Origin of the sequence: Pseudomonas sp. SK3(2021) (assembly GCF_016772375.1) — a bacterium.
Taxonomy (GTDB): Bacteria; Pseudomonadota; Gammaproteobacteria; order Pseudomonadales; family Pseudomonadaceae; genus Aquipseudomonas; species Aquipseudomonas chlororaphis_I.
In genome coordinates, this window is sequence record NZ_CP061943.1 from 150,877 (window position 1) to 167,312 (window position 16,436).

At 66.0% G+C, this 16,436-nt stretch carries 14 protein-coding genes; 9 read left to right on the top strand and 5 right to left on the bottom strand.

Features of this window, described 5'->3' with window-relative positions:
- Positions 1-253 precede the first annotated feature (253 nt).
- Genes IF690_RS00710 through hflK (IF690_RS00725) form a run of 4 tightly spaced genes read right to left on the bottom strand, consistent with a single transcriptional unit; the run spans position 254 to position 6,220 of the window.
- A complete protein-coding gene (locus IF690_RS00710) occupies positions 254-2,158 on the bottom strand; it encodes a cation-translocating P-type ATPase (RefSeq protein WP_202698450.1) in 1,905 nt (634 codons plus the stop codon).
- On the bottom strand, positions 2,155-3,213 hold the full coding sequence (gene hflK, locus IF690_RS00715; protein ID WP_202698451.1) for a protease modulator HflK: 1,059 nt from the start codon (positions 3,211-3,213) through the stop codon (positions 2,155-2,157). Before hflK (IF690_RS00715) ends, IF690_RS00710 begins: the two co-directional genes overlap by 4 nt.
- Complete coding sequence (hflC, locus tag IF690_RS00720; RefSeq protein ID WP_202698452.1) at positions 3,210-4,256, bottom strand: protease modulator HflC; 1,047 nt, start codon at positions 4,254-4,256, stop codon at positions 3,210-3,212. Before hflC ends, hflK (IF690_RS00715) begins: the two co-directional genes overlap by 4 nt.
- Positions 4,253-6,220 (bottom strand): protease modulator HflK, encoded by a 1,968-nt coding sequence (gene hflK / locus IF690_RS00725; RefSeq protein ID WP_202698453.1) that lies wholly within the window; start codon positions 6,218-6,220, stop codon positions 4,253-4,255. Before hflK (IF690_RS00725) ends, hflC begins: the two co-directional genes overlap by 4 nt.
- A gap of 240 nt (positions 6,221-6,460) precedes the next feature.
- Between hflK (IF690_RS00725) and IF690_RS00730 the strand changes: the two genes are divergently transcribed.
- The 8 genes from IF690_RS00730 (at position 6,461) to lpdA (ending at position 15,027) form a co-directional block, all read left to right on the top strand.
- On the top strand, positions 6,461-7,126 hold the full coding sequence (locus IF690_RS00730) for a CDP-alcohol phosphatidyltransferase family protein (RefSeq protein ID WP_202698454.1): 666 nt from the start codon (positions 6,461-6,463) through the stop codon (positions 7,124-7,126).
- Positions 7,127-7,136: 10 nt separating this feature from the next.
- Positions 7,137-8,894, top strand: coding sequence for a bifunctional alpha/beta hydrolase/class I SAM-dependent methyltransferase (locus tag IF690_RS00735; protein ID WP_202698455.1), 1,758 nt, complete (start codon positions 7,137-7,139; stop codon positions 8,892-8,894).
- Positions 8,894-10,237, top strand: a complete 1,344-nt coding sequence (locus IF690_RS00740) for a phosphatase PAP2/dual specificity phosphatase family protein (RefSeq protein WP_202698456.1) — start codon at positions 8,894-8,896, stop codon at positions 10,235-10,237. Before IF690_RS00735 ends, IF690_RS00740 begins: the two co-directional genes overlap by 1 nt.
- Entirely contained in the window at positions 10,227-10,682 is a 456-nt protein-coding gene (locus IF690_RS00745) for a hypothetical protein (protein ID WP_202698457.1), read from the top strand. Before IF690_RS00740 ends, IF690_RS00745 begins: the two co-directional genes overlap by 11 nt.
- Before the next feature lie 9 nt (positions 10,683-10,691).
- Entirely contained in the window at positions 10,692-11,315 is a 624-nt protein-coding gene (locus tag IF690_RS00750) for a lysophospholipid acyltransferase family protein (RefSeq protein WP_202698458.1), read from the top strand.
- A 1-nt stretch (position 11,316) separates the two neighbouring features.
- The gene (locus IF690_RS00755) at positions 11,317-12,249 is read left to right on the top strand and encodes a phosphatidate cytidylyltransferase (RefSeq protein ID WP_202698459.1); all 933 of its coding nucleotides are present in this window, start codon (positions 11,317-11,319) and stop codon (positions 12,247-12,249) included.
- 322 nt (positions 12,250-12,571) lie between these two features.
- Entirely contained in the window at positions 12,572-13,498 is a 927-nt protein-coding gene (locus IF690_RS00760; RefSeq protein WP_202698460.1) for an IS110 family RNA-guided transposase, read from the top strand.
- 128 nt (positions 13,499-13,626) lie between these two features.
- Entirely contained in the window at positions 13,627-15,027 is a 1,401-nt protein-coding gene (gene lpdA / locus IF690_RS00765; protein WP_202698461.1) for a dihydrolipoyl dehydrogenase, read from the top strand.
- A 115-nt stretch (positions 15,028-15,142) separates the two neighbouring features.
- On the opposite strand, the gene IF690_RS00770 is transcribed toward lpdA, so the two are convergent.
- A complete protein-coding gene (locus IF690_RS00770) occupies positions 15,143-15,616 on the bottom strand; it encodes an Lrp/AsnC family transcriptional regulator (protein WP_009051665.1) in 474 nt (157 codons plus the stop codon).
- 145 nt (positions 15,617-15,761) lie between these two features.
- On the opposite strand from IF690_RS00770, the gene IF690_RS00775 reads away from it, so the two are divergent.
- Positions 15,762-16,388, top strand: a complete 627-nt coding sequence (locus tag IF690_RS00775; RefSeq protein WP_202698462.1) for a LysE family translocator — start codon at positions 15,762-15,764, stop codon at positions 16,386-16,388.
- Positions 16,389-16,436 lie beyond the last annotated feature (48 nt).

A 16,436-nucleotide genomic window follows, 5' to 3' on the forward strand; every position in this document is an offset into this window, starting at 1 on the left:
GTGTCGGCATTGCAACAATCCCTGGTGAACAGCCAGCCGACCGTCCCGGGTGCTGGGCCCTTTCCACAGATGACCACCGGGCGGGCGCGCAGTTCGACCTGGTTTGATTCTAGCTGCAGGTGCTCAACCCCGAATTGAGCACCCTGGCTCTCACCATCAAGGCCCTCACGCAAAACTCGCCAGTGCTTGCCCTTGCTCGCGATAGCCGCAAAGCGGCGCTCCATCAGCCCCGCTACGTCTCGCCAACCCGCCCCTACAACTTCAGCAATGGCTCCTGAAACCGCAACAACCGTCCGGCATTGCCCAGCACCAGCAAGGTGCTGAGGTTGTGCAGCACCGCCGCGATCATCGCCCCCGCCGCGCCGAGCCAGCCGAACGCGGCAAAGGCGACTATGGCCAGGGTCCAGCCCAGGCCGATGACCACATTCACTTGCAGGGTCTGGCGGCACTGGCGGCTCAGGCGCACACAGGTACCAAGACGCCGCAGGTCGCTGCCGATCAGCACGATATCCGCCGAGGCCAGGGCAATGTCCGCCCCGCCCGCGCCCATGGCCACACCGACCACGCCAGCCTTGAGCGCCAGGGAATCGTTGATCCCGTCGCCCACCACCATCGGCCGGAAACCGCTGTCGATTTCCCCCAGCACGCGCTTGAGTTTGTCTTCCGGCAATGCCTGGGCTTCGACATCGCCGATGCCGACATCCCGCGCCAGGCTGTCGGCGACACTCTGGCGGTCGCCGGTCAGCAACAGCTGGCGGCCCAACCCCAGTTCACGCAGTTCGTCGAGGGCAAAACGCGCTTCCGGCTTGACGCTGTCGGCCAGCAACAGCCAGGCCAGAAACTCGCCGTTCAATGCCAGCCCGGCAATCGGTCCGTCATGTTCGGGTACCGCCGTGGTGGCGATGCCGAGCTGGCCGAACAACTCGGGACGCCCCAGGGCCGCCTCGCCCTGCTCGGTCTGCGCCACCACGCCGAGGCCCTGGCGCTCGCGAATATCCGACAACACCAGGAAATGCTCCTGGGCCACCAGCCCGGCCAGCGCCCGGCTGACCGGGTGGCTGCTGGCCGAACCGAGGCTGGCCGCCAGGTTCAACAAGGCCTGGCGATCTTGCCGCGGGCTGTCGATGGATTGCAGGCGCAAGGTGCCGAACGTCAGGGTGCCGGTCTTGTCCACCACCAGCGAGGTCAGGTCCGCCAGCTCCTCGAGGAACGCCGAGCTGCGAATCAGGATGCCGTGGCGCGCCGCCACGGCGATCCCGGCAATCGCCGTGGCCGGCGCGGACAGCACCAGGGCGCAGGGACAGGCCGCCACCAGCACCGCGAGCATCGCCTGGGCATCGTTGGTGATGAACCAGGTCACCGCCGCCAGCAGCAACACCAGCACCATGTAGCTGCCGGCGTAACGCTCGAGCAAACGAGTGATCGGCGGCTTGGAACGCTCGGCGCTTTGCATCAGCGCGATGACCTTGCCCAGGGTCGATTCGTGGCCGGTACGGGTCACTTCCAGGCGCAACAGGCCGTCGAGGTTGATCGCCCCGCCGAACACCTGCATGCCGACATTGGCCTCCAACGGCACCGACTCGCCGGTGATCGGCGCGGTATCGAGGCTGGCTTGCCCGGACAGCACCAGGCCGTCGGCGGGCACCCGGTCGCCGGCGCGCACTTCGACGACATCGCCGGCCTTGAGCGTGGCGTTGTCCACCTCGCCAATACTGCCGTCGGCCCGCACCAGGCGCGCATGGCTGCGGGTCAAGCGGCCCAGGGCATGAATGGCTTCCTGGGAACCGATGACGCTGCGCTCCTCCAGCACGTGACCGAAGATCATGATGATCGGCAGCAGCGCCGCGGTCAGCAGGTCGCCGGTGGCCCAGGCGCCGAGCATGGCCAGGGCGATCAACTGGTCGGTGATGCCGTGCAGGCTCGGGTAACGCAGGCTGTACCAGGCCGAACGCATCACCGGCAGCGCCACCAGCAACGAGGCGAAACCCAGCAGCAACTGGCTGACGCCGGTCTGCTCCGGGGCCAGCCAGCGCCAGACCAGGCCCAGGCCAAGCAGCCCCAAGGCCAGCATGGCCAGGGTCAGCTGGCGCGCAGCGCTGCGTTGTTCGGCGGAGGTGAGCATGCTCGCCGGCCCGGCGGCATGGGTGTGGGCAGTCATGGTTGGGCTCCCTGAATGATCAGGCGGGAATCGTCTTGGGGATTGACCGTGGTCACCGAGCCGGCCTGGCCGAGAATCTTCGGCAGCCGTTCACGGTAGATGCGCAGGAGCATCTCCGGATCGGTGCCGTTGCGTTGCGCCTGGGCCAGGCTCTGGATGGTCGCGGTATCGGCCTGGGCCTTGGCCAGGCGTTCACCGGCCTGGGCGTGCGCCACCTGCAAGGTGCGGTCGGCCTGTTCATTGGCGGTTTGCGTGAGCTTTTCGGCGTCGGTGCGCGCGTTGGCCACCGTCTTGTCGGCCTGCTGGCTGGCAGTCAGCACCGCGTTGAAAGCGCTGACCGCCGGTCCCGGCAGACTGGACTGGACGTCGACCCGGGTCACTTCTATGCCGATCCCCTGCCCGGTCGCCGCCAGATCCGCCAGCCGCAGATTGATGCCTTGCACCAGATCGCCGCGCAGCCGTTCACGACGCTCGGCGGCCTGATTGTCGGCCCCGATCAGTTCCGGACGCGCCACCAATATGGTGTCGAGGTCACGGGCAGCGGTCAGGGCCAGGGCACTGCGGGTCACCAACCGATCCAGTGCCGGCAACACATGTTCGCCCTGCAACACGAAGGCATAAGGCTCGGTGACCTTGTAGAACACCCGCACATCCAGCTGCACCACCCCGGCGTCGCCGGTCAGCAGGTAACCGGAACCGGCCAGGGCATCGCTCAGGGGCACGGCGAAACTCGCCACCTTGTCACCCTTTAAGGCCGCATCGGAGCGCAGCAGGCTTTCCACCCGCCGCTCGATCACCCGGTCCGCGGCGGGCAACAGCACCACCTGTTCGAACGGCTGTGGCCAGGCCAGCAACAAGCCGGCGTTCTGGATGCGGTCCAGCGCACCGAAATGCAGGACCACCGCGCGGTTCTGTGGATCGATCTGCCGCACATTGGAAAACGCCCAGGCCAAGGCGGCCAGCACGGTCACCGCATACAGGGCGAGAAACGCCAGGCGACCGGCCTGAATCCACGGGCTGCCAAGTTCATGTGTTCCACGTGGAACCAAACTCATGGTTGCGACCCGGCGGCTTTATTGCCGAGGCTCGGTGGCCCGTCCACCAGCACCCGGAACGGTGCCGCATCGGTGCGCAGAATCAGCTTGGTGCCTGGGGTCACCACCGTGCCCAAGGTGTCCAGCGAACGCAGCAGGTTGTACAGCTGCGGCGAACCGGCGTAAGCGCGGCCGTAGATCTGTGCCGCCTGCACCCGGGATTGGGCTTCGATATCCGCGGCTTTCACCGTGGCGTCGGCCTGGACGATGCGCGCATCGCGCTCGGCGGCGGAACGGATTTGCGCCGCTTCGCGCTTGCCGATGGCCGTGCGTTCGGTGGCGATGGTTTCACGCTCGGCGCGCATGCGGTCGACGGTGGCCGTCAGGGTCACCGAGGGCAGGGTCAGGCGTTCCACGCCGACTTGCAGCACGCGCACGCCATAGGTACTCAGCAACTGCTGCTCGATCTGTTTACGCAACTGGGCTTCGAAGTCGGCGATGCGCACCTTGCTCGCATCGGTGTTCACCAGATTGGCCAGGTCGAAACTGCTGGCGGTGGTTTCCAGGGCCGAGCCGACAAAGGTACGGATCTGTCGCGCCGCTTCGTCCGGCTGGTTCTGCACCGCACGCATGAAGCGTTTCACGTTGTCCGGATCGCCCTGCACCTGCCACACCACATAGGCCTGGACGATGATGCGCAGACCGTCGCGGGTGCCGACATCCTGCAAACCGCTGGACGTGGTGCGCAGGCGCAGGTCCACCGGGATCGCCGCCTCGAAGGGTGCCGGCCAGCGCCAGCCGAGGCCAGGCTCCAGCAGCACCCGCGCCGGGTTGCCGAAACGGGTGATCACCGTGGCTTCGCCGGAACGCACTTGCACCAGGCTCGCCGCAGCAATGGCGAACAGCACCAGCAACAGCGCCCAGGCCATGCGCCGCCAGGGAAAGGGCCCCGCCTCTTCCGGCGCGCCGTGATGGTGATGATGGTGCCCGTGATGGTGATGTCCACCGTGGCCGTGATCGTGGCCGGCGTGGTCCTGATGATCGTGGGAATGGGACTGGCTCAATGGGCGGCTCCTGGCTGAGCGGTGTTACCCGGCACCGAAGGCTCGGTCGGCAAAGTGAATGTACGCAGGTCGAGGGTCGGTGCGTTGGCACCGCCCAGGCGATGATCGAGCACCAGCAACTTGGCGTTGCGCAGGCCCTGGCTCAGCTGGCTCAAATACTGCTCCAGCACGAATGCCTGGCCGGCGCTGGCATAGGCCTTTTGCTCGGCGGAGAAACGCAGGTCGGCCGCTTGCGCCGTGGCCTGCACTTCATGGGCCGTGGCCTGGGCCTGGTCGCGGGCGATGCTGGCCTGCAACTGCGCCTGGTTGGTCTGCTCGCTGGCCGCGCCGCGCTCGCGGGAAATCAGCGCCTGGGCGCCGATCTGCGCGGCCTGGACGTCGTGATAGGCATTGGCGGCGCCCGCCGGCGGGTGAATGGCCTCGACCACGGTGGCGAGAATCTCCACCCCGCTGTCAAGCTTCTCCAGGTCGGCCTGCACCGCGCGGCCGATATCCTCGGCCAGGCTGGTACGGTCTTCGCCCAACAGGCCATCGAGGGTGCGCGAGGCAAAGTCGTGGACCAGGATGCGGCTGGCGGTGCTGCGGATCAGCATCGGAATATCGGCGCTGTTGTAGGTCGCCGCCAGCGCCGCCTGATCGCCCAGGCCGATGCGATAGACGAAGCGCACGTCCATGTTGACGATCTGGAAGCTCTGTTTGTCGGCACTGCCGCTGGCGATCACCTGGGATTTGTCGTTCACATGGCTGGCGTCCCACAGGCGGTTGGCCACCAGCGGTGGCGGGCCTTCGGCCGGCGCCGGTTCGACCACCGCGGGCGCCTCGCCGACACTGGTGGCCAGTTCGTGGACCACGCCGTTCTCGACACTCAGCACCCGCCCCAGCGGCCACGGCAGCCCCGCGTGCAAACCCGGGCCAAAGACCGCCACCGGCTTGCCGAAACGCTCGTAGATGCCCCGCCCCTGCAACGGCACTTCATGCAGGCCGGTGAGCAACCAGCCCACCCCGAGCACTACCAGCAGCACCGGCAGGAACGCCCGGCGCATATAAGTGAAGGCCCAGATCTGCCGCAGGTCGATGCCGAAGCGGTTGTGCAATTCGTGCTGCAAGGCCAGCAAAGGCTGCGGCGGCCAGCGCAACAGGTCGGCGATCACGCTGTGGGCCAGCATGCGCGGCTCCAGCTGCGCGCGACGCGGGCTGAACAACGACAGCACCGCGCGCAGCAGGAACTCCAGGGCCACCAACGCCGGCAATACGCCGATCAGCACGCCCAGGCGCACCGGCCAGAGCGCCGTGTCGCTGCTGAACAACAGGCACAGCGCGGCCAGCACCAGGCTGATGATCGCCACTCGCGCCAACTGCGCCAGCGCCGCGGCTTCCGGCCATTCGCCGGGTCGTTCCTGGCTCAGCTGGCGCTCGAACACCAGCAAGCCGAAGGCCAGCAACAGCGCCAGCACCGCACCGACATTGCCCGCCAGGCCCAGGGCCGCGGCGGGCAGGCTCAGGTTCCACGCCTGTTCGATGACCAACAGCACCAGCAAGGCCCAGCCACCCAGCCACAAGGTCGGCGCGCCGATCTGCGCCAGCAGCCCGGACCAACGCTGGCTGATGCCGTCCAGCAAGCGTTCGTACCAGCCGTCATCAGGCAATGCTTCATCCACAACCGGCTCCGGGCTCGGCGCCACATCTGGCGCGCGCAACACACCCGCGCGCCAGGCACTGACCCAGCCCGCCGCCTGCAGGCCGCCGACCAGCACCAGCAAGGCCGCCGCCAGATTGACCAGCAGCGCCGGCCACAAGGATTGCGGGGCAAACAGGTCGACGAAAAACGCCAGCACCATCCCCACCCCGGCCAGCCCCGCCAGCCCGATGCCCCAACGCTTCAGACGGCGCTCGTGAAAGGCCGCCCGCTGAAACCTCGGCAAGGCTTCGACCCCCGCCCCTTCAGTCTCAAGATCGACTTGCATACCACCCCAACGCTGGTCGTTAACCCGTTCCGGCCTGTGGATAACTCTTCGACAGGCCGCTGTATTTGTCACAAATCGTTACGATATAACGATAGTAGTGAAATTTTCGTCGCTTACCTATGCCTTTATTTGCCCTGGACGCGTCACAAAGCCAGGGAAAACCGCTGCTTCGCTGATGCCAGCCCGCGAGATCTGTGGCCATAATCCGTGGCCTACTGTGTGACAAGGAAACGTCCAGCCATGCTCTCCATCTACCAGCTCAAACCGCGCTTCCAGAACCTGCTGCGGCCTTGGGTCCAGCGCCTGTACGACAACGGCACCACGGCCAACCAGATCACTGTGCTGGCGGCGGCGGTTTCGGTGCTGGTGGGCGCGCTGATCGGCAGTTTCGCCAACCACCTCTGGCTGTTCATCCTGATCCCGCTGTGGATGATCCTGCGCATGGCGCTGAACGCCATCGACGGCATGCTGGCCCGGGAATTCGGCCAGCAATCGCGCCTGGGCGCCTATCTCAATGAATTGTGCGACGTGATTGCCGACAGCGCGTTGATCCTGCCTTTCGCGCTGATTGCCGGCGTCAGCCTGCCGCTGGTCCTGCTGGTGACGCTGCTGGCGCTGTTCAGCGAATACGCCGGCGTGCTGGGGCCGATGATCGGCGCCTCGCGCCGCTATGACGGCCCCATGGGCAAGAGCGACCGGGCGTTCGTGCTCGGCGTGCTGGCCACCGGCATCGCCCTGGGCTGGCTGAGCGCCGCCTGGATCAATGGCGTGCTGGCGGTGGTCGCCGCGTTGTTGGTCTACACCTTGATCAACCGGGTTCGCCAGGGCCTGCTCGAAGCCCGACAGCAAGACGTGCTGCAACAAGAAGCCCAACAACCAGTGCAGCAAAACGCCCCCTCGGAATAAGGAAGTTGCCATGCGCGAAGCTCAACACCAGACCTTCACCACCCACGACGGCGTCGAGCTGTTCTACCGCCACTGGCCGGCCACCGCCGCCCCCGCGGACGGCCCGCGCCAGGCCGTGCTGCTGTTCCACCGCGGCCACGAACACTCCGCGCGCATCGCCCATCTGGTGGACGAACTGGACCTGCCGGCCTTCGATTTCTTCGCCTGGGACGCCCGCGGCCACGGCCAGTCGCCCGGCGCCCGGGGCGACAGCCCGAGCTTCGCCACCAGCGTGCGCGACGTACAGACCTTCTGCGATCACCTGCGGACCGGCCACGGCATCGACGAAGAACACATGGCCGTGGTGGCCCAGAGCGTCGGCGCGGTGATCGCCGCCACCTGGGTCCATGACTACGCACCGCGCATCCGCGCCCTGGTGCTGGCGTCGCCGGCGTTCAAGGTCAAGCTCTACGTGCCGTTCGCCCGCCCGGGCCTGGCGTTGATGCGGCGCTTTCGCGGCAACTTTTTCGTCAACAGCTACGTCAAGGCGCGCTTCCTCAGCCATGACCCGGCGCGCGTGGCCTCCTATGACAGCGACCCGCTGATCACCAAGGCGATCTCGGTGAACGTGCTGCTCGGCCTGTACGAAGCCGCCGAGCGGGTGGTGGCCGACGCCCAGGCGATCCAGGTGCCGACCCAGTTGCTGATCTCCGGCGCCGACTTCGTCGTCCATCGCCGGCCCCAGGAGCAGTTCTTCGAGCGCCTGGGCAGCCTGCACAAGGAAAAACACATCCTGCCGGGATTTTTCCACGACACCCTCGGCGAGAAGGCCCGGGCCCCGGCCGTCGCCAGCGCCCGGCGATTCATCCTGCAGAACTTCGCGCGGCCATTGAACCGCCCTTCCCTGCTCGACGCCGACCGCCTGGGCCTGACCTGCGCCGAGTCCGAAGCACTGGCGGCGCCCCTGCCGCATAACTCCCCGCGCGACCTCTACTGGCGCCTGACCCGCGCCAGCATGCGCCTGGGCAGCCGGCTCTCGGCCGGGGTCAAGCTGGGCTTCGACACCGGTTTCGACTCCGGCAGCACCCTGGACTACGTGTACCGCAACCAAGCAACCGGCACCTCGGCCCTGGGCCGGATGATCGACCGCAACTACCTGGACTCCATCGGCTGGCGCGGCATTCGCCAACGCAAGCTGCACGTGGAAGAACTGCTGCGCCTGGCCATGGAGAAATTGCGCACCCAGCAGCGCGAAGTGCGCATCGTCGACATCGCCGCCGGCCACGGGCGCTACATTCTCGAAGCCTTGCAGGGCATCAGCCCGCTGCCGGAGTCGATCCTGCTGCGCGACTACAGCGACATCAACGTGCGCGACGGCAGCGCGCTGATCGCCGAGAAAGGCCTGGGGCAGATTGCCCGCTTCGTCAAAGCCGACGCCTTCGACCGCGACGACCTCGCGGCCCTGGCGCCCAAGCCGACGCTGGCGGTGGTGTCCGGCCTGTACGAACTGTTCGCCGACAACCAGATGGTCAGCGACTCCCTGGCAGGCCTGGCCGCCGCCGTGGAGCCCGGTGGTTACCTGGTCTACACCGGACAGCCGTGGCACCCGCAGCTGGAACTGATCGCCCGCGCCCTGACCAGCCACCGTGCGGGGCAGGCCTGGGTCATGCGCCGCCGAACCCAGGCCGAGATGGACCAACTGGTGGAAGCGGCAGGGTTCCGCCGGATCACCCTGCGCGTCGATCAGTGGGGCATTTTCAGCGTGTCGCTGGCGCAGCGGGTGCAATGATGACGGTCGCCGCGACGTACACCCGCGAGCCCGGCCTGCTGAAACCCGCGGTGCTCTGGCTGTTGCTGCTGGCGCCGCTGTTTTTCGGCACCTATGGCTTCGCCACCTGGGTCACTTCGCAACGGGCCGAGGTCGGCAGCCTGGTGTTCGACTGGGAGCGGCAGATGCCGTTCTGGGCCTGGAGCATCGTGCCCTACTGGTCGATCGACCTGCTGTACGGTTTTTCCCTGTTGCTGCCCACCAGCCGCGAAGAACTCAAGCGCCACGCCTTGCGCCTGTTGACCGCGCAAGTCATCGCCGTCAGTTGCTTCCTGCTCTGGCCGTTGCGCTTCACCTTCCAGCGCCCGGAACTGGATGGCCTGTTCGGCTGGCTGTTCGACGTGCTGGCCGGCTTCGACAAGCCGTTCAACCAGGCGCCGTCGCTGCACATCGCGCTGCTGGTGGTGCTGTGGGTCTGCTACGCGCGGCATGTCCAGGGCGCCTGGCGCTGGCTGGTGCACGGCTGGTTCGCGCTGATCGGCGTGTCGGTGCTGACCACTTATCAACACCACTTTATCGACGTGCCCACAGGCGCCCTGGCCGGCTGGCTGTGCGTCTGGCTGTGGCCGCTGGACCGTCCCGGCATGCTGCAGGACCTGCGCCTGGCTCGCGATCGGCAGCGCTGGCGCCTGGCGTTGCGTTATGCCCTGGGGGCACTGCTGTTTGCCGTACCGGCGCTGGTCTTCGCCGGAACCTGGCTGTGGCTGCTGTGGCCCGCCGTGGCCCTGCTGCTGGTGGCGCTGAACTACGGGCTGTTCGGCGCCAAGGGGTTCCAAAAAGGCGCGGACGGTCGCCTGGGCAACGCCACGCGCTGGCTACTGGCGCCTTATCTGGCGGCGGCCTGGGTCAACTCGCGGTTGTGGACCCGCAAGCATCCACAGCCCGACGAGGTTGTGGATAACGTCTGGCTCGGGCGTATCCCGACCCCGGGCGAGTTGCAGGACAGCCCGTTCAGCGCGGTGGTCGACCTGTGCGCCGAGCTGTCCGTGGACGGCCGCCACCTGGCCTATCGCTGCGTGCCGGTGCTCGACCTGACCGCGCCCACCCCCTTGCAATGCCGCGAAGCCGCGCAAGCCATCGAAAGCCTGCGCGAGCACGCGCCGCTGCTGGTCTGCTGCGCCCTGGGCTATTCGCGCAGTGCCACCGCCGTGGCCGCCTGGCTGTTGTACACAGGCCGTGCCGCCAGCGTCGATGCGGCCATCGTGCAGATCCGCCGCGCGCGCCCGCAGATCGTCCTGCAACCCGCGCACCGCCGGGCCCTGGAGCCTTTATCCACAGCCCAGGGGAGCGTGTATGGCCACTGATATGGAACTGCACGCGGTGGCGAGCCTGTTGCGCCGCGGGCATTCGCTGGACCTGTTATCCACAGGCCTGACACTGCTCGGCGCCCTGCTCGGCCTCGGCCAATGGCTGCTCGGTGTATCCATCCCATGGGCCATCGCCCTGAGCGTCGCCCTGCTGGTCCTGGGAGTGCTGCAAAAGTACTGGGCGCTGCGGGTGGCCTTCGATGCCGAGCTGTTCCAACGGGTGGCGGACAGCCCATTGCCGCTGGCCGAACGCAGCGCCGCGCTGGACCAGGCGCTGAGCACCCTCGGCCTGCAACCGGCGACCGCCGGCGGCCGCCCGTGGCCACAACGCAGCCGCGGCGCCCTCGACCTGTTGCGGCGCCAGGCCTGGCTGCTGGCAACGCAAGTACTGCTGACACTGGGCTTCATCCTGGCCAGCCCCTGGCTGGCCATCGCCGGATAAGGAATTCTCATGCTCGAACCCCTGGTCGCCACCCTCATCACCTCCGCCGCCCGCACCATCACCGGGGCCCGCAGCCTCTGGCTCGGTTGCGGGCCGCAGGCGGTGCAACGCATCTACTTCGCCAACCACAGCAGCCACGGCGACTTCGTGCTGCTCTGGGCCTCGCTGCCGCCCGCGCTGCGCAAGGTGACGCGGCCAGTGGCCGGCGCCGATTACTGGCAGGCCCGCCCGTTGCGCCGCTACATCATCAACCGGGTGTTCAACGGCGTGCTGATCGACCGCGAACGCAAGGAGCCTGTGGATAACCCCTTGCAGCCGATGCTCGATGCCCTGGCCAACGGCGATTCACTGATCATCTTCCCCGAAGGCACGCGCAACCTGGAGGAGGAAGGCCTGCTGCCGTTCAAGAGCGGTATCTACCACTTGGCGAAAAGTTACCCACAGGCCCAGGTGATTCCGGTGTGGATCGCCAACCTCAACCGCGTGATGCCCAAGGGCCGTTTCCTGCCGCTGCCGCTGTTGTGCACCACCAGCTTCGGCGCGCCGCTGTCCCTCGAAGACGGCGAAAGCAAAGAGCAATTCCTCGAACGCAGCCGCGCAGCGCTGCTGGCCATGGCCCCGGAGCATTCTTGAGATGGATAGGCAAACCCTGATGTTGTTCGGCGGGATCGGCGCGGTACTGGTGCTGGCCTCGCTGATCGGTTTTCTGCTCAAGCTGCGGACCCGCGGCGCGCCGAGCTCGGTGGTCGACAACCTCAACGCGCGCATCAACGCCTGGTGGGTGATGGTGCTGGTGATCGGCATCGCCTTCTGGCTCGGCACCAGCGCGGTGATCCTGCTGTTCTACGCCGTCTCGTTCTACGCCCTGCGCGAGTTCCTGACCCTGATGCCGACCCGGCGCAGCGACTACCCGGCGCTGGTGGCGGCGTTCTACCTGGCCCTGCCCGTGCAGTACCTGCTGATCTACTTCGACTGGTACGGGCTGTTCTCGATCTTCATCCCGGTCTATGTGTTCCTGCTGCTGCCGATCCTCGCGTCCCTGGGCGGCGACAGCACGCACTTCCTGGAACGTGCCTCCAAGGTCCAGTGGGGGCTGATGATCGCGGTGTTCTGCGTGTCGTTCGTCCCGGCACTGCTGACCCTGGATATCGCCGGCTACGAAGGGCGCAACCTGCTGCTGATCGCCTACCTGGTGATCGTGGTGCAGATGTCGGACGTGTTGCAGTACGTCTGTGGAAAACTCTTCGGCAAACGCAAGATCGCCCCGCGGCTGTCGCCGTCCAAGACCGTGGAAGGTTTTGTCGGCGGCATCCTGCTGGCCTCGCTGATCGGCGGCGCGCTGTGGTGGATCACCCCGTTCACTGTCTGGCAGTCGTTCCTGATCGCCCTGCTGATCAACCTGCTGGGCTTTGCCGGCGGCATCGTCATGTCGGCGATCAAGCGCGACCGTGGGGTGAAGGACTGGGGCCATATGATCGAAGGCCACGGCGGCATGCTCGACCGCCTGGACTCGGTGTGTTTCGCCGCGCCGATCTTCTTCCACCTCGTGCGCTACTGGTGGACCTGAACACCCTGCCCCTCTTCTTCTGTAGGAGCGGCCGGTCGACGCTCGATTGCTCGCGATACGGCCAACGCGGTTCAACGGCAAGACCGCGTCGATACCATCGCGAGCAAGCTTCGCTCCTTATCTGTTCTAGATCTGCCAGATTGGGTGTCGAGAGTCGGCATGGACGATCGCTAGCTCCTAGATTCAAACGATCGTGCTGTAGCAAGGTCTCCATGCCGATCTCTCCTCAACTACGCCCGTACAGTTGCTCGAGCCGACACTCGAAGATAAGGCTGGGCTGCCGAGGAGAACTCTCGACGTCTCAAGACTAGAGGAGATCATCATGGGTTGCATAGGCGCCGGTATCGATGTGAGCAAGGACACTTTGGATGTGAAGGTGGACAAACATGGACCACAACTACACACCTCCAATGATTCGGCAGGATGGCAGCAGGTGATTGCTTGGCTAACGCCATTCGCTCCTCAGCAAGTGGTCCTGGAAGCAACCGGTGGCTATGAGCTGCAAGCGTTGAAGGCGCTCTATGCCGCTGGCTTGCCCATGGTCAGAGTCAATCCTCGACAGGCTCGGGACTTTGCTCGTTCAACAGGCCAGTTGGCGAAAACCGACCGCCTGGATGCTTGCGTCCTTGCCCATATGGCAAGCGTCCTCAAGCTCAATCGCTATCAGCCCCCAAACGAAGAAACTCAGTTTCTGCACGCTTGTCATCGCCGCCGCCAGCAAGTGGTGCAAATGCTGGCGGCAGAAAAGCAGCGGCGACGCCTGACTGAGCAACCGGCCATGCGTTTAATGCTTGAACGCAATATCCAGCGCCTGGAAGCCGACCGAGACGAGCTGGACATGCACATTAGCGAGCAGCTCAAGGGGTCGGTACAGGCCCAGGTGGCCTCGGCGATCAAAGGTGTTGGCCCTGTTGTTCTCTCGACTCTTGTTTGTGACATGCCTGAGCTAGGCCACTTGAATCGCAAGGCGATTGCCAAGCTCTACGGTGTAGCGCCACTTGCCAAAGATAGCGGCAGGTCCCATGGGCGACGGATTACCTGGGGTGGTCGGGCCAATCCGCGAGCGATGATCTACATGGCGGCTTTGAGTGCGGTTCGCTATGACCCGGTGCTCAAAACGTTTTACGAGGGGCTGGTTGGTCGGGGCAAACCAAAGAAGCTGGCGCTGGTCGCTGCCATGCGCAAGCTCATCACAATTCTGAACGCGCGAATGCGCGAAGCCTTCCAGGCTTCTGCGCAAATCACGTGAGAAACACAGTTGCTACAGAGAATGTGACCCCCGTGCTTGACCGCCCGCTCTTCGCACGCTCATATTACGATCATAATTTTTTGCTCGACTACCTTTAAACCCGTCTTTGCGATTGCAGGAGAACAGCCATGAACAGCTATGACGTCGTCATCCTCGGTGGGGGTCCCGGTGGCTACAACGCTGCCATTCGCGCCGGCCAGCTGGGGCTCAAGGCTGCCTGTGTCGAAGGTCGCGCCACCCTCGGCGGCACCTGCCTGAACGTCGGCTGCATGCCGTCCAAGGCCTTGCTGCACGCCTCGGAGCTGTACGAGGCGGCCATGGGCAAGGAATTCGCCGAACTGGGCATCGAGGTCAAGCCCAGCCTCAACCTGGCCCAGATGATGAAGCAGAAAGACGACAGCGTGGCGGGCCTGACCAAGGGCATCGAGTTCCTGTTCCGCAAGAACAAGGTCGACTGGATCAAGGGTTGGGGCCATATCGACGGCCCGGGCCAGGTCACGGTGACCGACGGCGCCGGGGGCAAGACCCGGTTGCAGGCCAAGGACATCGTGATCGCCACCGGCTCCGAGCCGACGCCATTGCCCGGGGTGGAGATCGACAACCGGCGCATCCTCGACTCCACCGGCGCACTGTCCCTCAGCGAAGTACCCCGGCACCTGGTGGTGATCGGCGCCGGGGTGATCGGCCTGGAGCTGGGTTCGGTCTGGCGGCGCCTGGGGGCCCAGGTGACGGTGGTCGAATACCTGGACCGCATCTGTCCCGGCGTCGATGGCGAAGCGGGCAAGGCCCTGCAACGGGCCCTGGGCAAACAGGGGATCGTCTTCAAGCTCGGCACCAGGGTCAGCAGTGCCAGCACCTCGGCCAACGGCGTGCAGTTGAGTATCGAGCCGGCGGCGGGCGGCACCGCGCAGCTGCTGGAAGCCGACTACGTGCTGGTGGCCATCGGGCGCCGGCCCTATACCCAAGGCCTGGGCCTGGAGAACGTCGGCCTGAGCACCGACCCGCGCGGCATGCTCGCCAACCGCCAGCACCGCACCGAGGCCCCTGGCGTGTGGGTGATTGGCGACGTCACGTCCGGGCCGATGCTCGCCCACAAGGCCGAGGACGAGGCCATGGCCTGTATCGAGCAGATCGTCGGCAAGGCCGGTGAAGTGAATTACAACCTGATCCCCAGTGTGATCTACACCAGACCGGAGCTGGCCAGCGTCGGCAAGACCGAAGAGCAGCTCAAGGCCGAGGGCCGGGCCTACAAGGTCGGCAAGTTCCCTTTCACGGCCAACAGCCGGGCCAAGATCAACCATGAGACCGAAGGCTTCGCCAAGGTCCTGGCGGACGCGCAGACCGATGAAATCCTCGGCGTGCATTTAGTAGGACCGAGCGTCAGCGAAATGATCGGCGAATACTGCGTGGCCATGGAGTTCTGCGCCTCGGCCGAAGATATCGCCCTGACCTGCCACCCACACCCGACCCGCTCCGAGGCGTTGCGCCAGGCGGCGATGGATGTCGAGGGGATGGCGACGCAGATGTAGAGCCTGTAGCCGCTGCCGCAGGCTGCGATCGCGACCGAAGGGCGCGCAAGCTCTCAAGATCGCCGAAGGCCTTCGGCCTTATCGCAGCCTGCGGCAGAGGCTACAGATGATCGCGTCAGGCCGGCAAATGCCCCAGCGGCAGCGCCCCCGGGGTTTTCACCGTGTGGATCGCGAAGTTGCTGCGGATATCGCTGACGCCCGGCAGTTTCAGCAGGCTGCCGGTGAGAAAGCGGTCGTAGGCGCGCAGGTCCGGCACCACCACCTGCAGCAGAAAGTCCGACTCGCCGGACACCAGGAACGCCGAAAGCACCTCCGGCAGCGCCGTCACCGCCTTGTGGAAGGCTTCGGAATGCTCGTCGGTGTGCCGCTCGACCTTGACCCCGACAAACACCGTCAGCCCCAGGCCCACTTCATCGCGATCGAGGTTGGCCTGGTAGCCGCGAATCACCCCGGCTTCTTCCAGCATCCGTACCCGGCGCAGGCAGGGTGAGGGCGACAGGCCGATCTCCTCCGCCAGTTGCACGTTGCTCAGGCGGCCGTCGCGCTGCAGGGCGGCGAGAATCTTGCGGTCGTAGGCGTCCAGTTTCATCTTTGGCATTTTCCGATAGTCACTCCATGTCCAGACGGAAGATTATGCCAATTTTCGACCTCATGCTGGCTGACTACGCAAGCACCTGCCCCGCCCTTCGGCCCTAGACTCTGGCTACCGAATCGACAACGAAAGGGGTGGCAAGGTGGCACAACTCTGGATGTTTTTCCTGGCGCTGGCGGTGGTCTATCTGCTGCCCGGTCCCGACATGATCCTGCTGCTGCAAACCGGCGCCCGCCAAGGCAAGGGCCTGGCGCTGGCCACGGCGGTGGGCCTGGCGATCGCCCGGGGCTGCCATGTGGCGCTGGCGGCATTGGGCCTGGCCACGCTGTTCAAGGCCGCGCCCTGGACCTTCGAAGTGGTGCGCCTGGGCGGGGCCGCCTACCTGTTGTGGCTCGGCGTGCAGTGCCTGCGGGCCAACCTGCTGCCCAGCCTGCAAAACGGCGAGGCCGCGAGCGCCCTGCGCTGGCGCGAAGCGATCCGCCGCGGCCTGTTGACCAACCTGCTCAACCCCAAGGCGCTGCTGTTCTGCTCGGTGCTGCTGCCACAGTTCATCGACCCACAGGCCGGCCCCGTGGCCGCACAGTTCGCCAGCCTCGGTCTGCTCCTGGTGTTGGTGGGGTTGCTGTTCGACAGCGCCTACGCCCTGGCCGGCGCCTGGATCGGCCGCTGGCTGGCGCACAACCGCGCCGCCCAGCGGGTCCAGCAATGGCTGTTCGGCAGCCTGCTGATCGGCTTCGCCCTGCGCCTGACCTTCGTGCAACAGGCCTGAACTCTGTAGCCGCTGCCGAAGGCTGCGATAAGGCCGCAGGCCTTCAGC

What these genes read in the sequence shown, in the direction of transcription:
- IF690_RS00710 (WP_202698450.1), bottom strand. Translation starts at nt 2,158, where the DNA reads ATGACTGCCCACACCCATGCCGCCGGGCCGGCGAGCATGCTCACCTCC.
- hflK (WP_202698451.1), bottom strand. Translation starts at nt 3,213, where the DNA reads ATGAGTTTGGTTCCACGTGGAACACATGAACTTGGCAGCCCGTGGATT.
- hflK (WP_202698453.1), bottom strand. Translation starts at nt 6,220, where the DNA reads ATGCAAGTCGATCTTGAGACTGAAGGGGCGGGGGTCGAAGCCTTGCCG.
- IF690_RS00730 (WP_202698454.1), top strand. Translation starts at nt 6,461, where the DNA reads ATGCTCTCCATCTACCAGCTCAAACCGCGCTTCCAGAACCTGCTGCGG.
- IF690_RS00735 (WP_202698455.1), top strand. Translation starts at nt 7,137, where the DNA reads ATGCGCGAAGCTCAACACCAGACCTTCACCACCCACGACGGCGTCGAG.
- IF690_RS00740 (WP_202698456.1), top strand. Translation starts at nt 8,894, where the DNA reads ATGACGGTCGCCGCGACGTACACCCGCGAGCCCGGCCTGCTGAAACCC.
- IF690_RS00745 (WP_202698457.1), top strand. Translation starts at nt 10,227, where the DNA reads ATGGCCACTGATATGGAACTGCACGCGGTGGCGAGCCTGTTGCGCCGC.
- IF690_RS00750 (WP_202698458.1), top strand. Translation starts at nt 10,692, where the DNA reads ATGCTCGAACCCCTGGTCGCCACCCTCATCACCTCCGCCGCCCGCACC.
- IF690_RS00755 (WP_202698459.1), top strand. Translation starts at nt 11,317, where the DNA reads ATGGATAGGCAAACCCTGATGTTGTTCGGCGGGATCGGCGCGGTACTG.
- IF690_RS00760 (WP_202698460.1), top strand. Translation starts at nt 12,572, where the DNA reads ATGGGTTGCATAGGCGCCGGTATCGATGTGAGCAAGGACACTTTGGAT.
- lpdA (WP_202698461.1), top strand. Translation starts at nt 13,627, where the DNA reads ATGAACAGCTATGACGTCGTCATCCTCGGTGGGGGTCCCGGTGGCTAC.
- IF690_RS00770 (WP_009051665.1), bottom strand. Translation starts at nt 15,616, where the DNA reads ATGAAACTGGACGCCTACGACCGCAAGATTCTCGCCGCCCTGCAGCGC.